Below are 20256 nucleotides of genomic sequence, written 5' to 3' on the forward strand. Positions count from 1 at the left end.
TGCAGGGCCTCGGTGAGGTTGTCCCCGACGAAATCTTTTCGGAGCCGGCCCGCCAGAGCCACAGCGCGGGCGGGGCGCGGGGGGGGGGGGGGGGCGGCGGCCCCCGGGCAGCAGCGTCGGCCCCATGCCAAAGGCCTCGCCCGCCGCAAAGATCCCGGCTGGGGTGCGCCCGTCGCCCTCGCGCTTGATTGGCTCGCTGCCCCGCGCCAGCGCGCCCTGATCGTGCGACCAGCCCAGCCCGTTGCGCCCCAGCACCATGGCGATCGGGCCGCCCACCGCCTGCCAGTCGGCGCCGGGCGTGCGCTTCCAAAGCTGCCCGGTGCCCGTGGGCGCACTCATGCCGGGGGTGGTGACCACCAGCAGACGCGCGGCGCCGGTCAGCACGGCGGGGCATTCTGCCGCCGCGCCGCCCGCCAGAAAGAGCGCCGCGAAAAGCGCCTTCAGGGGCATGTGATCCACCGCGACTTGGCCCAGGACACCCAGCCCTGCAACCCGTCCGGGGTCGAGACGAGGTGCCAGTCGCCCTGACGCGGGCCGACCATCGAAAAGCTCTCGCCCTTGTAAAGCAGGCGCAGGCGGCTGCCCGAGCGCGACGAGGGCTGCGAGCGCAGGGCAAGATAGGCATCCGGCGGGCGCACGTCGTTGACGTAGCAGACCCGCAGGGTGGGCTGGCGGGTGGTCTCTCTCGGGGCCACCGGCGCGGCCTGCACGCGCGGCTGAACCGTGGGCGCGGCCTGTGCCGCCTGCATCGAAGCCTGCAGCCGCCGCGCCGCATCGCCTGCGTTGACCGCCGCCGTGGTGCCCGCGTAGTCCCGTGCCACTGCTTGCAGGGCGGTCAGCTTGGCGGCGCCTTCCGGCATCAGCAAGGCCTCGGTCAGGGCAGCGTTGGCCTGTGTCGTCAACGCGCTGGCCTGCTGGTCTTCCAGCCGCGCCAGCATCGACTGGGCGCGCTTGGCCATGTCGGTGCCGGGATACTCTTCGATCACCGCGCGCAGCCGGGCGATCTGGGTCTCGGCCTCCGGTTCCAGAAGCGCCTCGGACAGCGCCGCGCGGGCCTGCTCTGCGCGCGAGGGGGCCGGGGTGGCCGGGCCTGCGGCGGGGGCGGCGGTGCCGACCTCTTCGAAACCCAGACCGAAGGCCTCGTCGATCATCGCGATCTTGTGGCCGCCGTTGAAGCTCTCGTCCAGCCGCGACAACCCACCCTGGTTGTGCAGCCCCACGACCGCCAGGGTCCGCGCGTCGAACAGCAGCGACCCGGACGAGCCGCCGATGCTTTCGCAGGTGTGCCGCAGCGGCGAACGGCCCGCGTCGATCTCGTCCTGACGCCGGTGGATCTGGCAGGTCCCGGTAGAATACTGCTGCGGCTCGGCGCCCGGGTGATGGATCATGGCCAGCGACTGGTAGGGTTGCAGGTCACGGCGCATCTTCATCGGGATGTGCCCGCCCAGATCCGCATTGGCATCGCCGATCACCTGCAACAGCAGCGCGTCCAGATCCTCGTCCACCGCCATGGGGCCGGTCAGCACGCGATAGGTTCGGACCGACCCGGTGTCGTCCTTCGAGGTATAGTCGAAATTGATCCGCGCCTCCTGCACGATGGAGAAACCCGCCGCCACCAGATCGGGGTCGAAGTAGCAATGCGCGTTGGTCAGCAGCCGGTTGTCCGGCAGCAGAGCGGCGGTGCAATTGGCGACGAAGGGGCTGTCCAGCGTCATCGTGCCGCCGCCCCGCCGGATCTCGCGCGGCTTGCCGTCGGGGGTGATCAGGCAGACCTGCAACCGCCCGATGTATTTCGCCAGCCCCCGGATTTCCGGTGGCGCGCGGTTGACCGACAGCCAGAAGCCCTTCTTCTGCTCGCCGTCGACAAGCATGGACTGGAAGGCGCTGGACTGCCGGTCGATGTCGAAGCCGAAGTCGCAATCGGCGATCTGCGCCCGGGCGGGCAGGGCGGCCAGCAGGAACAGGGCGGTGATCAAAAAACGCATGGTCTCCCCCGGAAATGGCTTTGCCGCAGTATGCCATGGGTTCGACGCAAGGGAAGGTGGGGATTTCCGGCTGGATGGCATGGCGTCGACGGGAAACGCCGCTGCCGGGGCGGATGGGGCCGGGCCCAAGGGCGTGCTGCCGCGAAAGGCAGAGCCGCTTCGCGGGCCATCCGGCCTGCACCGCGCGCCACCCTTGTCCGCCCTTCGCCGAGCCGCTAGGGAAGGGCGAAACGCAACCGAAGGTCCCGCCCATGCGCCTGTCCCGCTACTTCCTGCCCGTCCTCAAGGAAACGCCCTCCGAGGCGCAGATCGTGTCTCACCGCTACATGCTGCGCGCCGGCATGATCAAGCAGGCCAGCGCGGGCATCTATTCGTGGCTGCCGCTGGGCTACAAGGTGCTGCGCAATATCGAGCGCATCGTGCACGAGGAACAGCAGCGCGCCGGGCATATCCCGCTGCTGATGCCGACGCTGCAATCCGCCGAACTGTGGAAGGAATCCGGTCGGTACGACGCCTACGGCCCCGAGATGCTGCGCATCCGCGACCGGCAGGACCGCGACATGCTCTACGGTCCCACCAACGAAGAGCTGATCACCGACATCTTCCGCAGCCATGTCAGCAGCTACAAGGACCTGCCGCTGACGCTCTACCACATCCAGTGGAAATTCCGCGACGAGATCCGTCCGCGCTTCGGGGTGATGCGGGGGCGCGAGTTCCTGATGAAGGACGGCTACAACTTCGACCTGACCAAGGAAGACGCGCTGCACGCCTACAACCGCCACCTCGTCAGCTACCTGCGCAGCTACGAGCGCATGGGCCTGCAGGCAATCCCGATGCGCGCCGATTCCGGCCCCATCGGCGGCGACGACACGCATGAATTCCTGGTGCTGGCCGAGACCGGCGAAAGCGAGGTCTTCTACGACAGCCAGATCACCGACCTGAAGTTCGGCGACCGCCAGATCGATTACGACTCGGTCGAGCAGTGCCAGGCGGTGCTGGAAGAGTTCACCTCGCGCTATGCCCGCACGGATGAAACCCACGACGAGGCGCTGTTCAACGAGGTGCCGGAAGAACGCCGCCGCACCGCGCGCGGCATCGAGGTCGGGCAGATCTTCTACTTCGGCACCAAGTATTCCGAGCCGATGGGCGCCACGGTCAAGGGCCCCGACGGGGCCGAGGTGCCGGTGCACATGGGCAGCCACGGGATCGGCGTCAGCCGCCTTCTGGGCGCCATCATCGAGGCCAGCCACGACGACAAGGGCATCATCTGGCCCGAGGGCGTGACACCCTTCCACTGCGGTATCGTCAACCTCAAGACCGGCGACGCCGAGGCGGACGCGGCCTGCGAGGCGCTTTATGCGTCGCTGACCGCCCTGGGGCTGGAGCCGCTCTACGACGACACCGACGAACGCGCGGGCGCCAAGTTCGCCACCATGGACCTGATCGGCCTGCCCTGGCGGATCACCGTGGGGCCGCGCGGGCTGAAGAACGGCGTGGTGGAACTGACCTCGCGCCGCACCGGCGAAAGCGAGGAACTGCCGCCCGAAGCGGCGGTGGCCCGCATCGCGCAGATCTACGGCAAGTCGGCCTGACCGGACGGGCGGCGGGCAGGGCGATCCTGTCCGCCGCCCGCCCTTGCCCGGGGCCGGCTTGCATGGGGGCGCACCTCCAATGACGGTCACGGATCGGCCGTCCTGAGACCCGCGACCTGAAGCCCTCCGTGCACCCGCCGATGTCCGCCGCCGACCCGACACCCGCCGCGCGCCCGTCGATGCCCTCCTCCGACAGATTGGATCCGACCGCGTAGATTGAAGGCGGTTCCGCCCGGACCGCCCCGGCGTCTCTGCGCGTCACGGCCTCCGCTGCCGACCCGTGCGGTCTTGCCGAATGCGCCACACAGGCATCTCTGCGGGCGCGGCTGCACGGCCCCCTTCAAAGCCCGCGCCCTTCGCCGAACCGATCTCCGGTTGTCGCGGGGCGCATATCCAGCCCATGCTGCCAATGCTTGATCCGGCCATCCTCTGCGCGGTATTCTTCCGCCGAGCAGAAAAACAAAGAGGCGCCGGAGATGATCACCCGCGCAGTGACACTGGCCGCCGGGCTGACCGGGGCCGCGGGGCTGTCGCAGTTCCCGGAATTCTCTCAGCAATACATGCAGCGCCTCGGCGGCGCGGTGGACGAGCTGTCCCGGCAGGTCGACCGTTACGGCGCCGATGCAGAGGCGGCGGGCCTGCCCATGGCGACCTACCTGCAACGGCTCGGCGCCGAGGGGCCGCTCGCACAGACGCAGGCGGCGAATATGGCCAGCGACATCGCGCGCCTCGGGGAAATGTCAGCGGCGCTGACGGCGCTTCAGGGCGCCGGCCCCTTCATGCGCGCGAAACTCGCCACGCATATCGGCGACCGCGCGGTGGCCGAACGCACCATGGAAAGCTTCAAGCCCGCCCTGCCGCTGACCTTCGAGGGGATCACCTTCGCCGGGGTGGGGTTCTTCGCGGGCTGGCTCGCTCTCGGGATCGCGCTGTGGTTCCTCAAGACCTCCTGGCGCACCGCCCGCGCGGTCCTCTTTCCGAGGCGGCGCCGCCGGACCGCGCGGCAGGGCTGAGCCGCGCCAGTCACGCCCAGCCCCCCCCTGAAGCCACCGGCCCCGGGCCGGACCGGCGCACCGCCAGCCGCCCCTTTGGGGCCTGCGCGCAGGCCCTGTTGTGGCAGGCGCGCAGGCCGGAACCCGCAACAGGCCGCACATCGCCGGACTGCAAGGTCCCGCCTCGCCTGCGGTGCGCTGCGCCTCGCTTCTCTGGTCCCGAAATACCTCGGGGGGAGGCCGCAGGCCGGGGGGCAGAGCCCCCTGCGACATCGGCCAAGGACCGGCGAGCCCGCCTTCCACCCGGCGCGCGGGTCCGGGCGGCTCAGGCCACCGCCTGCACCTCGGCGACGATTCCGTCGACCACCTGCGCAAGCAGGCCCTCGTCCTCGCATTCCGCCATGACCCGGATCAGCGGTTCCGTCCCCGACTTGCGGATCAACAGCCGCCCCTTGCCGGTCAGCGAGGCCTCGGCCTCGGCGATGGCGGCCTGCACGCGGGCTTCTTCCAGCGGCAGCCCGCCCGCGCCGTAGCGCACGTTCTTCAGAAGCTGCGGCACCGGGGCGAAGCTATGGGTCAGCTCCGAGGCGGCGCGGTTGGTGCGCACCATCTCGCAGAGGAACTGCAGCCCCGCCATCAGCCCGTCGCCGGTGGTGGCATAGTCGGTCATCACGATATGGCCCGACTGCTCGCCGCCAAGGTTGAAGCCGCCCGTCCGCATGGCCTCGACCACGTAGCGGTCGCCGACCTTGGTGCGTTCCAGCCGCAGGCCCCGGTCCTGCAGGAACCGTTCCAGCCCGAGGTTCGACATCACGGTGGCCACCAGCGTGCCGTCCTTCAGGCGGTCCTCCTCGGCCCAGCGGGCCGCCATCAGCGCCATGATCTGGTCGCCGTCGGCGATCTCTCCGTTCTCGTCGATCAGGATGATCCGGTCGGCATCTCCGTCGAGGCACAGCCCGACGTCGGCCCCATGGGCGACCACCGCCTCGGCGGCGCGCTGCGGCTTGGTCGATCCGCATTCGGCATTGATGTTCAGCCCGTTCGGAGAGACGCCCACCGGGATGACATCGGCGCCCAGTTCCCACAGCACCTCGGGCGCGGTCTTGTAGGCGGCGCCATTGGCGCAATCCACCACCACCTTCACCCCGTCCAGCCGCAGCCCGTGGGGCAGGGTGGACTTCACCCGTTCCTGATAGCGGAAGCGCCCGTCGTCGATGCGCTTGGCGCGGCCGATGTTCTCGGGCGCGGCGGGGCGCACGCCGCCTTCGACCAGGGCCTCGATCTCGGCCTCGACCGCATCGGACAGCTTGAAGCCGTCGGGGCCGAAGAACTTGATGCCGTTGTCTTCCGCCGGGTTGTGGCTGGCCGAGATCATGATGCCCAGATCGGCCCGCATCGAGGGTGTCAGCAGCCCGACGGCGGGCGTCGGCACCGGCCCCAGCAGCAGCACGTTCATGCCGGTCGAGGTCAGCCCGGCGGTCAGGGCGTTCTCGAACATGTAGCCCGACAGCCGCGTGTCCTTGCCGATCACCACGCGGTGCACGCCGCCATGCTCGTTGCGGAAGTGGCGGCCCACGGCGGCGCCCAGCGTCATCGCCATCTCGACGGTCATCGGATAGGTGTTGGCGGTGCCGCGCACGCCGTCGGTGCCGAAGAGTGTCCTGCTCATCTCATGCCTCTGCTTGTTCAATTGCGCGCCAGACCTTCAGCGCCTGCACGGTTTCGGTCACGTCATGCACCCGGACGATCTGCACGCCCTGCGCCGCGGCGGCCAGAGCGGCGGCCAGCGATCCCGCCACGCGTCCCGAGGGCTCGACGGCACCCGACAGGGTGCCGATGAAGCCCTTGCGCGAGACGCCCACAAGCACCGGGCAGCCCATCCCGTGAAACAGCGAGACATTGTGCAGGAGCGTCAGGTTGTGCGCCATGGTCTTGCCGAAGCCGATGCCCGGGTCGACCACGATGCGGTCGCGGGGGATGCCGGTCCGTTCCAGCGCGGAGACCTGCCGCTCGAGGAAGTCGTAGACGTCCAGCAGCACATCGTCGTAGCGCGGATCGTCCTGCATGGTTTCCGGGTCGCCAAGCGCGTGCATGACGCAGACCGGCAGGCCGCGGGTCTGGCAGAAGCGGCCCAGCATCGGATCGTAGGTGAAGCCCGAGACATCATTGACCAGCGCCGCGCCCGCCTCGACCGCCGCCTCGGCGACGCTGGACTTCCGCGTGTCGATCGAGACCGGCACCGGAATCTCGTGACCGATGGCGCGGATCACCGGCTCGATCCGCGCGATCTCTGCCTCGGGGGGGATCGTGGCGGCGCCGGGCCGCGTGCTTTCGCCGCCGACATCAATCATGTCGACGCCCGCCGCGACCATGCCGCGCGCCCGGTGCAGCGCCGCATTGGCGGTCTGGTGGCTGCCGCCGTCGGAAAAGCTGTCGGGCGTGACGTTCAGGATGCCCATGACGTTGGCCCGCCCCATGTCCAGCCCGGCCACAGCGGCGCGCGGTGCGGTCAGGCGCTGGCGCCAGTCCGGGGGCAGGTCCTGCGCGGGCAGGGCACGGGGGGCGGTGTCGCGGCGTCGGAGCTGGACCTCGGTGAACCAGCCGGGCCCGCCCGCAAGGGGCAGGGCGCCTTCGGGGCGGTCGGGACCGAAGCGGACGATGGGCCTGTAATACTCTGTCATGGCCGAAGTGACTGACGGATCGGGCCGGTCTTGGCAAGAGACGCGGGCGACGGGCGGCAGATCCGGCTGGCAGACCGTCGCCGAAAGCGCTCACGCCATGTTACAACGGGCCGCCGCAGCCCGGGTCGGCAGCGGATTGGCGAATCCGCTGCCGGACCTTGGGTCAGAACAAGGCGTCGTGCAGCGCCAGGGCGCGCAGCGGCACCTCGGCCTGCGCCGGTGCGGCCTCGCCCAGCACGACCATCTCCGAGGCTTCCATCTCTGCCGCGAACCAGGCGGCAAGGGCGACCGACTCAGCGGGCTGCACCCCGGGGCCATGCGTGGCGTCGAGCACGATCTTCGAAGGCGCCCAGACGCAGATCTGGCCGTTCTTCATGGCCCAGTCCAGTTCCGTCCGCGTGGCAACAACCTTGCAGCGCAGGTCCCGCGCCGCCAGCAGCCAGGCGTTCTGCTCGATCGACAGCAGGTCGATGCGCCGCTGGGTCATCTTGTGGCCGGTGACCGGGGCGGGCAGGTCGGGCCGGCCGACGCAGAGGATCAGCGGCTCGGGCCGGGCCGCCAGCGCATCCAGCCAGGCCGCCAGCCGGTCATCGGCCATGGCGGCATTGGACAGGTACACCACGCGGGGATGCGGGCGTTCCTGCGCCACTTCCTGTGCCAGCGCCTCGCGATGGGCCGCCACGTCCTGCCGGGCGCGGACGATCTCGACCCCAAGGGCGCCCGGCCCGCGATCCAGCTTTTCGATTCGCACGAAGCTGCGCAGGGCCTGGGGTTCCAGCAGGATGCGCTCTGCGATCCGTTCGGCCAGGGTTTCGAGAAGGTTCACCCGCTCGGCGGCAAGCTCGTGCGCGATGGCCTCTGTCACGCGGTCGTAGGACAGGATGCGGTCGACGTCGTCGTCCAGCGGCCCGCTGAAGGGCACGACCTCGACCACCACGTCGAAGCGTATCCTTTGCCGGGTGCCGCGTTCGGCCTGAAAGGCGCCGATCTCGACCTCGACGAGGTGATCGCGCAGGCTGATACGGTCGCGCAGGCTGTCCTCTGCCGTGGCGATGGCGCGCTCGGCGGGGTGGGCGAAGGCTAGGCGGGTTTCGCTGACCATGATGTCTCTCCGGTTTCCGGCTTGCGGCCCTTATGCACCGCCCGGCCCGGCTTGGCGAGGGCAGGAGCGACGGATATGCAGGGTGGCGCGACGCGTCAGAGGGTGGTCGACAGCGATTGTCGGTGCGGGTGCCATGCTCGATTGATCTTCGCATCCCGAGGCGATAAGCCGTTTTTTCAAGGCACGACCCCTAGAACGAGGTTCTGAAACCCATGTCCGACGACTTCATGCTCGATACAGACGACCTGACCCGCCGCATGGATGGCGCGATGTCCAACCTGCGCACGGAATTTGCCTCGCTGCGGACCGGGCGCGCCTCGGGCTCCATGCTGGAGCCGATCCAGGTGGATGCCTACGGCTCCATGACGCCGATCAACCAGGTCGGCACCGTGAACGTGCCGGAACCGCGCATGGTCACCATCAACGTCTGGGACAAGGGTCTTGTGGGCAAGGTGGAAAAGGCGATCCGCGAGTCGGGCCTTGGCATCAACCCGCAGCTCAACGGCACCATCATCATGCTGCCGATTCCCGAGCTGAACGAGGAGCGCCGCAAAGAGCTGACCAAGGTCGCCGCGCAATATGCCGAACACGCCCGGGTTTCGATCCGCAACGTGCGCCGCGACGGCATGGACCAGATCAAGAAGGCCAAGGCCGACGGCATATCCGAGGACGACCAGAAGCTTTGGGAATCCGAGGTTCAGGACCTGACCAACACCTATATCAAGAAGGTCGACGAGGCGCTGGCCGGCAAACAAGAAGAGATCATGCAGGTCTGAGCGCCCGGCGCGTGCCTCTGCGCGCGCCATGCCGCTTGCTTTGACCGTGCCGCCAGCTATCGGCTTTGGGTTGACCGCCCGATAGGCTACAGAGGGGGGCAGACGATTGATCTCAGGGAACAGTGTAATGTCCAGACCCCTCCGTGAAACCGATGGCCCGTGCCACGTGGCCATCATCATGGACGGCAATGGACGTTGGGCCACGCAGAAGGGGCGTCCGCGCCTCTTCGGGCACCACGCCGGTGCGCGCCGGGTCCGCGAGATCGTCGAGGCCTGCCCGGATGCCGGGGTCAAGTACCTGACGATCTTCGCCTTTTCGACAGAGAACTGGAAGCGCACCCAGGTCGAGGTGGCAGGCCTGATGAGCCTGTTCCGGCGCTATATCATGAAAGAGATGCAGGCCTTCGTGAAGGAAAACGTCCGCGTCCGCTTTATCGGCGACCGGCCCCGGCTGGATGCCAAGCTGCGCGGGCTGATGGACGAGGCCGAGCGCATGACCGGGCATTGCACCGGCACCAACCTGACCATCGCGCTCAACTATGGCGGGCGGGACGAGGTGGCGCGCGCCACCCAGCGGCTGGCGCAGGACGTGGCCGACGGCAAGCTGCACCCGGACGACGTCAACGAAGAGACGCTGCCGCGCTATCTGGACACGCATGTGCTGCCGGATCCGGATCTTGTGATCCGCACCAGCGGAGAGGCCCGGATCTCCAACTTTCTGCTGTGGCAGTCGGCCTATGCGGAATACGAATTCGTCGATACGCTCTGGCCGGATTTCTCGGCCGAGGAATTCGCGGCGCTCTGCGGCGCCTATGGCAAGCGGGACCGGCGGTTCGGCGCCGTGGGCCGATGACGCGCAAGCGCTGGTCCGACCTGAAGCCCCGGGTGATCTCGGGCCTGATCATGATCGCCATCGGCATGGCGGCGGTCTGGCTGGGCGGGGTCTGGTGGCAGGCGCTGATCGCGCTGATCTGCGGCGGCATGGTCTGGGAACTGGTGACCATGGTCGACAGCGGACGCACCAAGGCGCAGTATATCCTGGCCGCCGCAACGGTTGTCTGCGTCTTCGTCGCGATCCGCATTCCGCCCTCTTTCGCGCTGCCGCTGCTGATGCTGCCGACCATGCTGGGGTTCAGCCGGATGGAGCGGGGCGGCGTCACCTATGCGGTCACGACCATGATGATCCTGCTGGCGGGCTATTCGATGATGGCGCTGCGCAGCGACTACGGTCTGACCTGGATGCTGTGGCTGGTGGCGGTGATCGTCGCCACCGACGTCATGGGATATTTTGCCGGGAAAAGCATCGGCGGGCCGAAGTTCTGGCCCCGCGTCTCTCCCAACAAGACATGGGCGGGCACCGTGGGCGGCTGGGTCGGCGCGGCGGTTGTCGGCGCCTTCTGGGCCGGATGGACCATCGAGGGCGCGGGGCTGATCGGCATTTCCATCGCCGTCAGCATGGCCAGCCAGATCGGCGACATTGCCGAAAGCACGATCAAGCGCAAGGCGGGTGTGAAGGACAGCTCCAACCTGATCCCGGGGCACGGCGGTCTGATGGACCGCTTTGACGGGATGCTGGGCGGGGCGGTCTTCCTGATCATCGCCGGCCAGATCGTGGGCTTTCCGCCGGGGGTCTGATGCGGCGGATTTCCATTTTCGGGGCCACCGGCTCTATCGGGCAGAACACCATCGACCTGATCGCGCGCGACCGCGACGCCTACGCGGTCGTGGCCCTGACCGGCGGGCGCAATATCGCGCAGCTGGCGAAGGACGCGCGCGCCCTGCGGGCGCAGGTGGCGGTCACGGCGCATGACGACCTCTTGCCCGAGCTGCGCGAGGCGCTGGCCGGGTCGGGCGTGCAGGCGGCGGCGGGCCGCGCGGCGCTGATCGAGGCGGCGAGCCGCCCGGCGGACTGGGTCATGTCGGCCATCGTCGGCGCGGCGGGGCTGGAACCGGGCCTGCGGGCGCTGGAGCAGGGCGCCACGCTGGCGCTGGCCAACAAGGAAAGCATGGTCTGTGCCGGGCCGCTGATGCTGCGCACGGCGCAGGCCCATGGCGCGGCGCTTTTGCCGGTGGACAGTGAGCATTCCGCCGTCTTCCAGGCCCTGATCGGCGAGGATATGGCGGCGGTCGAACGGGTGGTCATCACCGCAAGCGGCGGCGCCTTCCGCGACTGGCCGCTGGAGGATCTGGCCCGGGCGACGCCGGAACAGGCCGCCACCCATCCCAACTGGGACATGGGCCAGCGCATCACCATCGACTCGGCCTCCATGTTCAACAAGGCGCTGGAAGTCATTGAAACCCGAGAGTTCTTCGCACTGGACCCCGAACAGATCGAGGTTGTCGTCCACCCTGAATCGATGATTCACGCGCTGGTCGGTTTCTGCGACGGCGCGCTCATGGCGCATGTCGGCCCTCCCGATATGCGCCACGCCATCGGCTTTGCCCTGCACCATCCGCAGCGCCGGGCGCTGCCGGTCGAACGGCTGGACCTGGTGAAGCTGGGGCGACTGACCTTCCGCGAGCCCTGCGAAACGCGCTGGCCGGCGCTGCGGCTGGCGCGCGAGGTGATGCAGGCGGGCGGTTTGTCTGGGGCGATCTTCAATGCGGCGAAAGAGGTCGCGCTGGACCAGTTCATCGCGGGGCAGATCCCTTTCACCCGCATGGCGGGGGTGGTCGAAGAGACACTCTCCTGCCTTTCGTCCCACGCGGGACACAATCGTGACCAGTTTACACTTGATATGATCCTGCAGGCTGACCATCTCGCGAGGCATACGGCCCGAGATATCGGCGGCAGGAATTGATAACGGGGGCGTTCCTTTGGACCTGATGACATTGATACCGCAGTTCGGCGGATTCCTCTGGACCGTCGTCTTCTTCGTCGTCGCGCTGTCCATCATCATCGCCATCCACGAATACGGCCATTACATCGTCGGCAAGAAATCGGGCATCTTTCCCGAGGTCTTCAGCCTGGGCTTCGGCCCGGTCATCTGGTCGCGCGTCGACCGCGACGGCACGACATGGCAGATCGCGGCCTTTCCCTTTGGCGGCTACGTCAAGTTCCGCGGCGACGCCAATCCCTCGGGCGGCATCGACGACGAGGCGCTGCGCGGGTTGAACGAAGAGGAAATGCGCCACACCATGTCCGGCGCGCCGCTCTGGGCACGCGCGGCAACGGTCGCGGCGGGACCGCTGTTCAACTTCGCCCTGTCGATCATCATCTTCACCGGCGTCTTCATGGTCCGGGGCGAGATCGCGGAGCCCGTCACCGTGGGCGAACTGCGCCCGCTGCCGGTGCAGCAGGAATTGCAGGAGGGGGACGAGGTCATTGCCATCGAGGGCAACGCTTTGCCCTCCTTCTCAGACAGCATCGCCTACGAGGCCTACATGCAGGCGCTGCCGGAAGAGCCTCTGCTGGATTACACCGTGCGCCGTGACGGGCAGGAAACAACCGTGGCCGGCCCCTATGTCTATCCGCCCATCGCCACGCAGATCGCGCCGCGCTCTGCCGCCGGCGATGCCGGTCTGGTGGCGGGCGACGTGATCGTCAGCATCGACGGGCAAGAGGTCTTTGCCTTCGAGCAGCTCAAGGACAAGGTCGAGGGCTCTGACGGCGCGACGCTGGCGCTGCAGGTCTGGCGTGACGGCGACATCCTTGCCAAGGAGCTGACGCCGCGCCGGATCGACGAACCGCAGCCCGGCGGCGGCTTCCAGACCTTCTACCGCATCGGCATCGTCGGCGGCGTGGCCTTTGAACCGGCCACCGTGACACCGGGCTTCGGCACCGCGCTCTGGGGCGGGGTCAGCCAGGTGGGCCGCATCATGGAAGGCTCGATCTCGGGCATGTGGCACATGATCACCGGCTCGATCAGCACCTGCAACCTGTCCGGCCCCATCGGTATCGCCGAAACCAGCGGCGACATGGCGCGGCAGGGCACGACCAGCTTCATCTGGTTCGTCGCGGTGCTGTCGACGGCGGTGGGCCTGCTGAACCTCTTCCCGGTGCCGGTGCTGGATGGCGGACACCTGGTGTTCTACGCCTACGAGGCGGTCTCGGGCCGTCCGCCCAGCGACAAGGCGCTGAAGGTGCTGATGTCCATCGGCCTGACTGTTGTGCTGTCGCTGATGATCTTCGCGCTGACCAACGATCTGTTCTGTCCCTGACAACAGTTCGCCCGGTCCCTGCCAAAATTCGGTCTGAATCCGGGGGTAGGACGGTTTCCAGCAGTCAAGGGGAACCGAATCCATGCAGACCCTCTCCGCCGGATACCGCAGCATGAGCCTGCTGGTCACCATCAACTGGGACCGGCTTCTTTACATCGCGACCGTCGTCTTCGCGCTGTTTCTGGGCGCCTACCTCGGGACCGTCCTGACCTGAAACGGGCCTTTGACCCCTGCATGAACGGCCGCCCCGCCGCACGGGCGGCCTCTGCGCGACAGAAGGGGCAAAAAGGCGACGCTGGCTTTTGACAAGCCCCTGCAATCCCGATACTCCCTTCGCGTGGGATGTCGAAGTGGATTGCGAGAATGGCCTCAGTCATTTCCGCGCGAGCAGCGCAGATTGATAAAAACAAATTTCGGGTCAGGACGGCGGTTCAGGCCGTAACCCTGTCCTTCGCCCTTGGGCTGGGCGCCGGGGTCGTGACCCTGCCAAGCCCCGCCGTGGCGCAGGCCTACAGTTTCAGTTCCGTCCGGATCGAGGGCAACCGCCGCGTCGACGCCAGCACGATCCTGTCCTACGCCGGGATCGCGCGCGGGCAGACCGTGTCCGGCGGCGAGCTGAACGACGCCTACCAGCGCGTCCTGAATTCCGGCCTCTTCGAACGGGTCGAGATCGTGCCGCAGGGCAGCACGCTGCTGATCCGCGTGGTCGAGTACCCGACGATCAACCGCATCTCGATCGAGGGCAACCGCCGCATCAAGGACGAAGACCTTGCCGCCGCGCTGCAATCGCAGCCGCGCCGCGTCTTCAGCCCCAGCGTGGCCGAGGCCGACGCCCAGACCCTGTCCGAGGCCTATGTGACGCAGGGCCGGGTGGCCGCCCGCGTGTCGCCCAAGGTCATCCGCCGCAGCGACAACCGCGTCGACCTGGTCTTCGAGGTCTTCGAGGGTGGCGTTGCCGAGGTCGAGCGCATCGGCTTCTCGGGGAACGGCAAATACACCGACCGGCGCCTGCGCCGCGTGCTGGAAACCAAGCAGGCGGGCCTGCTGCGGGCGGTGATCTCGAAAGACACCTTCATCGAGGACCGTGTCGAGTTCGACAAGCAGCTTCTGCGCGACTTCTATTCCTCGCGCGGCTACGTCGATTTCCGCATCACCGGGGTGAACGCCGAACTGGCGCAGGAACGGGACGGCTATTTCGTCACCTTTAACGTCGAGGAAGGCCAGCAGTTCCGCGTCGGCAACGTGACGGTCTCCTCGGATCTCGCCGAGGTCGATACCGCGCTGTTCCAGCGCCGCGTCAAGATGCGCTCGGGCAAGGTCTACTCGCCGGTTCTGGTCGAGAACGAGATCGCGCGGCTTGAAAAGCTGGCGATTCAGGAAGGTCTGAACTTCGTCCGGGTCGAACCGCGGATCAGCCGCAACGACCGCGACCTGTCGCTGGATGTCGATCTGGTTCTGACGCGCGGCGAGCGGGTCTTTATCGAACGCATCGACATCGAGGGCAACACCACCACGCTGGACCGCGTGGTGCGGCGCCAGTTCGACGTGGTCGAGGGCGATCCCTTCAACCCGCGCGCCGTGCGCGAGGCCGCCGAACGCATCCGCGCGCTTGGCTTCTTCGCCACCGCCGACGTGCAGGCCCGCGAAGGGTCCAGCCCGCAGCAGGTCATCGTCGACGTCGACGTCGAAGAGCAGCCGACCGGCTCGCTGTCCTTCGGCGGCTCGTACTCCACCACCGACGGCATCGGCGCAGCGATCACCTTCTCGGAACGCAACTTCCTTGGCCGGGGCCAGTTCTTCAGCTTCGGGATCAACACCGCCTCGTCCTCGCGGTCCTATTCGCTGCGCTTCGCCGAACCGGCGCTGCTGGGCCGCGACCTGTCGCTGAGCTTCGATCTGAACTACAGCGAGACGGACAACCTGAACGCGACCTTCGACACGGCGAAGGGCCTGTTCCAGCCCGCGCTGACCTTCCCGCTGTCGGAAGCGACCTCGTTGCAGCTGCGCTATTCGGCGCGCTACAGCGACATCCGTAACGTCGATCCGACCGATACGGATATCGGCGGGATCATCAAGGCCGAGGCCGCAGAGGGCGAGCGGTTCGACAGCTCGCTCGGCTATACGCTGAACTTCGATACGGCCCGCTTCGGTCTGGACGATAAGACGCGCTACCTGCTGGAATTCGGACAGGACTTTGCCGGGCTTGGCGGCGATTCCACTTACGTGCGGACCAATGTCCGCGCCGTGGCCCAGACCAAGGTCTTCTCTGAAGAGGTGACGCTGCGGGCCTCGCTCGATGCCGGTGCGATCAGCTACTCTAGCGGCAACAGCCGGGTGACCGACCGCTTCCTCGTGGGGCCGAACCAGCTGCGGGGCTTCGATTACGGCGGCATCGGTCCGCGTGAGATCGGCAACAATGTCGACGATCCGCTGGGCGGCGAATACTTCGCCGTCGCGCGTTTCGAGGCAGAGTTCCCCATCGGTCTGCCGGACGAATACGGCATCTCGGGCGGTCTGTTCTACGACGTCGGCTCTGTCTGGGGGCTGTCGGATGCCACCAAGGCCAAGGTGGCCGGCGGCAACAGCATCGTGTCCGAGGACTTCGACGCCCGCCATGTGGTCGGCTTCTCGATCTTCTGGGACAGCGCCATCGGCCCGCTTCGCCTGAACTTCTCGGAGCCGCTGAAGAAGCGGGACTTCGACGATGACCGGCGTTTCAACCTGACCGTCTCGACCCAGTTCTGAGCGGTCGATGCTGCGCCGGTTCGCCGCGATCTGCATCCTGCTGGCGGGCCTCGGCCCCGCCGGCGCCCTTGCGCAGTCGATGGGCGGGCCGTTGGACACCGGCCTGACCGACAGCCCGATCCTGGTGATCGATTTCGACAGGGTCTTCGCGCAAAGCGCCTTCGGTCAACGGCTGGAGGACACGCTTGAAAGCGAAGGCTCTGCCATTGCTGCGGAAAACCGCCGGATCGAGGCGGAACTGATCGAGGAAGAGCGGCGCCTGACCGACCAGCGTCCGACCATGCCCCCGGCAGAGTTCCGCAATCTTGCCGATGCCTTCGACGAGAAGGTGCAGCGTCTGCGCAGCGAACAGGATGCCAAGGCGCGCGCGCTGTCGGCCCGTCAGGACGAGGCGCGGCGGCGCTTTCTCAGCCTTGCGGAACCTGCCATCGAACAGCTGATGCGGGAAACCGGCGCCGTGATGATCCTTGAACGGCGCGCGGTCTTCGTGGCCGCCGATGCGGTGGACGCCACCGACCGGGCGATCGCGCTTCTGGATCAGGTGGTCGGCGACGGCGGCTCTGACGTGCTGCCGGACCTGCCCGAAGGCGCCGTCCCCGATGCGGAGCCGGCGGACGACAGGATCCCCGAGGCCCCCGCCACCGCGGACTGAAGGCAGGGCGGGAAGCGGCGCAGGCCCGACAGGCTTGCTTGCCCTGACGGGCGCGGATTGCTACGGACAAGGCACCAATAGAAAGACAAGGCAGGCCCCGCGCATGAGTGACACGCAAACATCCGCCGACATCCAGTTGATCCAGCGGATCATCCCGCACCGCTATCCCTTCCTGCTCGTCGACCGGGTCGAAGAGATCGACGGGACGGCCAGCGCGGTCGGCCTGAAGAACGTCACCATGAACGAGCCGCATTTCCAGGGCCATTTCCCGGGTCTGCCGATCATGCCCGGCGTGACCATTGTCGAGGCCATGGCCCAGACCGCCGCCGTCATGGTGGGTGTCACGCTGGAGATGGCCGACAAGGAGATGAAGGTCTATTTCATGGCCATCGACGCCTGCAAGTTCCGCCGCAAGGTGGTGCCCGGCGACCAGCTTCGGATGAAGTTGGAGACGCTGCGCGGCAAGCCCGGCGGCAAGGTGTGGAAATTCCGTGGCGTGGCCACGGTCGAGGGTGAGATGGCCGCAGAGGCCGAGTTCACCGCGATGATGGACCTGCCGTCTTGAGCGAAACCGAAGGGGGTTCTGTGCCCGAAACCGTCATCCATCCCTCGGCTGTCGTCGAGGAGGGCGCGCAACTGGGGCAGGGCGTGCGCGTCGGCCCCTTCTGCCACGTCGGGCCAGAGGTCGTTCTGGGCGACGGCGTCGAGTTGAAAAGCCATGTCGTGGTGAACGGCAGGACCTCGATCGGGGCGGAAACGGTGATCTTTCCCTTCGCGGTGATCGGTGAGATCCCGCAGGACCTGAAGTTCCGCGGCGAAAAGACCCGGCTGGAGATCGGCGCCCGCAACCGCATCCGCGAGCATGTCACGATGAACGCCGGCACCGAGGGCGGCGGCGGCGTCACCCGTGTCGGCGACGACGGCCTCTTTATGGCGGGCTGTCACGTCGCCCATGACGCGCAGGTCGGCAACCGGGTGATCCTGGTGAACAACGCGGCGCTGGCCGGGCATTGCGTGCTCGAGGACGACGTGATCGTCGGCGGGCTGTCGGGGGTGCATCAATGGGTGCGCATCGGGCGCGGCGCGATCATCGGTGCCGTGACCATGGTGACCAATGACGTGATCCCCTACGGGCTGGTGCAGGCACCGCGTGGCAAGCTGGACGGGCTGAACCTCGTCGGGCTGAAGCGCCGGGGCGTGGCGCGCGCGGATATCACCGCGCTGCGGGCCGCGTTCCAGATGCTGGCGCAGGGCGAGGGGGCCTTTGCCGACCGCGCCAGGAAGCTGGGCGCTGAAACGCAAAGCGACTACGTGCGCGAGATCGTCGACTTCATCCTCGGCGACAGCGACCGCCACTACCTGACGCCGGGCTGATCCGATGGCGGAACTACGGGGTCGGGGGCTGCCATGCTGGCGGTGATCGCCGGGCGCGGCAGGTTGCCCGAGGCCTTTCTGGCGGCGCTGCCAGAGCGGCCCCTGGTCTGCGCCCTGGCCCATGCGCCACCCGACCGGCTGGAGCCGGACCACCTGTTCTGCATCGAGAGACTGGGCAACTTCCTGCGCTGGCTGCGGCAGCGGGGGGTAACCGAGATTTGCATGGTGGGCGTCGTGACCCGCCCGCCGCTGCGGCTGTCCCGGCTGAGCGTCTCGACGCTTTGGGTGCTGCCGAAGATCCTGCGGGTGCTGAGGCAGGGCGAAGACGGCGCCCTGCGCGCGGCGATCGCGGTCTTCGAGGATGCCGGGGTGCGGGTTGTCGGCGCGCATGAGATCGCGCCGGGGCTGCTGCCGCCCGCCGGGGTATATACCCGGGTGCAGCCCTCCCCCGTGCAGCGCCGCGACGCCGCGCTTGGCGACGGGGTGAGCGTCGAGCAGGGCAACCGCGACCTTGGCCAGTGCTGCGTGCTGGGGCAGGGCCGCGTGCTGGCCCGCGAGACGCGGGAGGGCACCGATGCCATGCTTGGCGCGCTGCCCGCCGAGGCCCGCGGCGGGCTGTTCTACAAGGCCCTGAAGCCCACGCAGGACCGCCGCGTCGACATGCCCGTGGTGGGGCCCGCCACGGCGCGGGCCTGCGTCGACGCGGGCCTCTCGGGCATGGTGATCGAAGCGGGCGGCGTGCTGGTGCTGGACCGCGAGGCGCTGGTCGAGACGCTCGACGCCCATGGCCTGTTCCTCTGGATTCGCGAAAGGCCCGCCTGATGCATGTTTTCATTACCGCCGGGGAAGCCTCGGGCGACAAACTGGGCGCGGCACTCATGGCCGGGCTGAAGACGCTTGTGCCGGGGGTGCGCTTTACCGGCGTGGGCGGGCCGCGCATGATTGCCGAGGGGCTGGAAAGCCTGTTCCCGATGGACGAGATCAGCGTCATGGGGATCACCGAGATCCTGAAGGAATACCGCCACCTGAAGGCGCGCATCCGCCAGACCGCCGAGGCGGTGGTGACGGCGCAGCCGGACGTGCTGGTCACCATCGACCTGCCCGAGTTCTCGCTGCGCGTGGCACGGCTGGTCAAGGCGGCCTCCGACGTGCGCACGGTGCATTACGTGGCGCCGACGGTCTGGGCCTGGCGCCCGAAACGGGCGGTGAAGATGGCGGCGCATGTGGATCAGGTCCTGGCGCTGCTGCCCTTCGAACCACCCTATATGGAAGCGGCGGGCATCCCCTGCGACTTCGTCGGCCATCCGGTCGTGACCGATCCGCTGGCCAGCGCCGCCGAGGCGCAGGCCTTCCGCGCGCGCCACGGCATCGACGGCGAGATGGCGCTTGTCCTGCCGGGCTCGCGCCGGTCCGAGATCGCGCGCCTGATGCCGGTCCTGACCGACGCGGTGCACCGCATCGCGGCCGCGCGGCCCGGCCTGCGGCTGGTGGTGCCCATGGCGGCGAATGTGGCGCTGGCGGTGCGCGCGGCCACGCGCGACTGGCCCGGGAACCCGGTGCTGATCGACCCCGCCGAAGACCCGGACGGCGCGGACAAGCGCGCCGCCTTCCGCGCGGCGGATGCGGCGCTGGCCGCCTCGGGCACCGTCGCGCTGGAACTGGCGGCGGCGGGGACACCGATGGTGGTGGCCTACGACATGGGCTGGCTGTCGCGCCAGATCATCGGGCGGTTGCTTCTGGTCGACAGCGTCAACCTCGTGAACCTCGTCAGCGGCACCCGAACCGTGCCCGAGTTCATCGGCAAGGCCTGCCGGCCAGAGCCGATCGCGCGCGCCTTCACCGCGCTCCTGGACGCACCAGAGGCGCAACGCGAGGCCATGGCCGACACCATGCGGCAGCTCGGCCTGCATGAAGACCCGCCGGGCCTGCGCGCGGCCCGCGCGGTGCTGGACGGCCTGTCCGGCGGAACCGGCAGCGCCTGAGACAGGCCTTGCCCCAGGGAGGCAGGGCCCGGCAATCACAAGACCCCTACCGCCAAGTGATCGCATGGAGGCGAGGGGCCAGCCCCTCGCGCTCCCCGGGATATTTGAAGACAGAAGAAGGGGGGGGCGAGCGTCCCTGCTTCTTTGGTCCCGAAATACCTCGGGGGTTCGGGGGCAGCGCCCCCGTCCCGGACCGGAGTGCTTTTCAGCCCCC

At 68.2% G+C, this 20256-nt stretch carries 18 protein-coding genes and 1 pseudogene; 14 read left to right on the forward strand and 5 right to left on the reverse strand.

Annotated elements, in window-relative coordinates; genetic code table 11:
- Together ACN5KJ_RS03960 and ACN5KJ_RS03965 are read right to left on the reverse strand one after the other, a co-directional pair.
- Positions 1-450 (reverse strand): annotated as a pseudogene (locus ACN5KJ_RS03960) (hypothetical protein); the annotation flags it as partial.
- On the reverse strand, positions 441-1985 hold the full coding sequence (locus ACN5KJ_RS03965; protein ID WP_347167592.1) for a trypsin-like peptidase domain-containing protein: 1545 nt from the start codon (positions 1983-1985) through the stop codon (positions 441-443). The pseudogene ACN5KJ_RS03960 and the gene ACN5KJ_RS03965, both read right to left, overlap by 10 nt.
- Positions 1986-2236: 251 nt before the next feature.
- Here ACN5KJ_RS03965 and proS point away from each other — a divergent pair, with 251 nt between their 5' ends.
- Positions 2237-3577, forward strand: a complete 1341-nt coding sequence (gene proS / locus ACN5KJ_RS03970; protein WP_418592147.1) for a proline--tRNA ligase — start codon at positions 2237-2239, stop codon at positions 3575-3577.
- 476 nt (positions 3578-4053) lie between these two features.
- Positions 4054-4590: a DUF2937 family protein gene (locus ACN5KJ_RS03975; RefSeq protein ID WP_418592148.1), complete on the forward strand. Its 537-nt coding sequence runs from the start codon at positions 4054-4056 to the stop codon at positions 4588-4590.
- A gap of 304 nt (positions 4591-4894) precedes the next feature.
- On the opposite strand, the gene glmM is transcribed toward ACN5KJ_RS03975, so the two are convergent.
- The 3 genes from glmM to ACN5KJ_RS03990 all read right to left on the reverse strand — a co-directional run bounded on the left by glmM (position 4895) and on the right by ACN5KJ_RS03990 (position 8352).
- A complete protein-coding gene (gene glmM, locus ACN5KJ_RS03980; RefSeq protein WP_418592149.1) occupies positions 4895-6238 on the reverse strand; it encodes a phosphoglucosamine mutase in 1344 nt (447 codons plus the stop codon).
- 1 nt (position 6239) lies between these two features.
- On the reverse strand, positions 6240-7250 hold the full coding sequence (gene folP / locus ACN5KJ_RS03985; RefSeq protein ID WP_418592150.1) for a dihydropteroate synthase: 1011 nt from the start codon (positions 7248-7250) through the stop codon (positions 6240-6242).
- 163 nt (positions 7251-7413) lie between these two features.
- On the reverse strand, positions 7414-8352 hold the full coding sequence (locus ACN5KJ_RS03990; RefSeq protein WP_418592151.1) for a dihydroneopterin aldolase: 939 nt from the start codon (positions 8350-8352) through the stop codon (positions 7414-7416).
- Between the two features lie 212 nt (positions 8353-8564).
- On the opposite strand from ACN5KJ_RS03990, the gene frr reads away from it, so the two are divergent.
- The 12 genes from frr (at position 8565) to lpxB (ending at position 20042) form a co-directional block, all read left to right on the forward strand.
- The gene (gene frr / locus ACN5KJ_RS03995) at positions 8565-9128 is read left to right on the forward strand and encodes a ribosome recycling factor (protein WP_347167596.1); all 564 of its coding nucleotides are present in this window, start codon (positions 8565-8567) and stop codon (positions 9126-9128) included.
- A 127-nt stretch (positions 9129-9255) separates the two neighbouring features.
- A complete protein-coding gene (locus ACN5KJ_RS04000; RefSeq protein WP_347167597.1) occupies positions 9256-9981 on the forward strand; it encodes an isoprenyl transferase in 726 nt (241 codons plus the stop codon).
- On the forward strand, positions 9978-10763 hold the full coding sequence (locus ACN5KJ_RS04005; RefSeq protein WP_418592152.1) for a phosphatidate cytidylyltransferase: 786 nt from the start codon (positions 9978-9980) through the stop codon (positions 10761-10763). The genes ACN5KJ_RS04000 and ACN5KJ_RS04005 overlap by 4 nt, the downstream gene beginning before the upstream one ends.
- On the forward strand, positions 10763-11929 hold the full coding sequence (gene dxr / locus ACN5KJ_RS04010; protein ID WP_418592153.1) for a 1-deoxy-D-xylulose-5-phosphate reductoisomerase: 1167 nt from the start codon (positions 10763-10765) through the stop codon (positions 11927-11929). Before ACN5KJ_RS04005 ends, dxr begins: the two co-directional genes overlap by 1 nt.
- A gap of 16 nt (positions 11930-11945) precedes the next feature.
- Positions 11946-13289: an RIP metalloprotease RseP gene (gene rseP / locus ACN5KJ_RS04015; protein ID WP_418592154.1), complete on the forward strand. Its 1344-nt coding sequence runs from the start codon at positions 11946-11948 to the stop codon at positions 13287-13289.
- A gap of 82 nt (positions 13290-13371) precedes the next feature.
- Positions 13372-13503: a hypothetical protein gene (locus tag ACN5KJ_RS04020; protein ID WP_347167600.1), complete on the forward strand. Its 132-nt coding sequence runs from the start codon at positions 13372-13374 to the stop codon at positions 13501-13503.
- Between the two features lie 149 nt (positions 13504-13652).
- Positions 13653-16034, forward strand: a complete 2382-nt coding sequence (gene bamA, locus ACN5KJ_RS04025) for an outer membrane protein assembly factor BamA (RefSeq protein WP_418592155.1) — start codon at positions 13653-13655, stop codon at positions 16032-16034.
- A 7-nt stretch (positions 16035-16041) separates the two neighbouring features.
- Entirely contained in the window at positions 16042-16686 is a 645-nt protein-coding gene (locus tag ACN5KJ_RS04030) for an OmpH family outer membrane protein (RefSeq protein ID WP_418592156.1), read from the forward strand.
- 103 nt (positions 16687-16789) lie between these two features.
- Positions 16790-17251, forward strand: coding sequence for a 3-hydroxyacyl-ACP dehydratase FabZ (gene fabZ / locus ACN5KJ_RS04035; protein WP_418592157.1), 462 nt, complete (start codon positions 16790-16792; stop codon positions 17249-17251).
- Positions 17252-17271: 20 nt separating this feature from the next.
- Positions 17272-18060, forward strand: coding sequence for an acyl-ACP--UDP-N-acetylglucosamine O-acyltransferase (lpxA, locus tag ACN5KJ_RS04040; protein WP_418592158.1), 789 nt, complete (start codon positions 17272-17274; stop codon positions 18058-18060).
- A gap of 33 nt (positions 18061-18093) precedes the next feature.
- Positions 18094-18882: an LpxI family protein gene (locus ACN5KJ_RS04045; RefSeq protein ID WP_418592159.1), complete on the forward strand. Its 789-nt coding sequence runs from the start codon at positions 18094-18096 to the stop codon at positions 18880-18882.
- Complete coding sequence (gene lpxB / locus ACN5KJ_RS04050; protein ID WP_418592160.1) at positions 18882-20042, forward strand: lipid-A-disaccharide synthase; 1161 nt, start codon at positions 18882-18884, stop codon at positions 20040-20042. Before ACN5KJ_RS04045 ends, lpxB begins: the two co-directional genes overlap by 1 nt.
- The last annotated feature ends 214 nt before the right edge of the window (positions 20043-20256 follow it).

This window comes from Ponticoccus sp. (in: a-proteobacteria) (genome assembly GCF_048381735.1).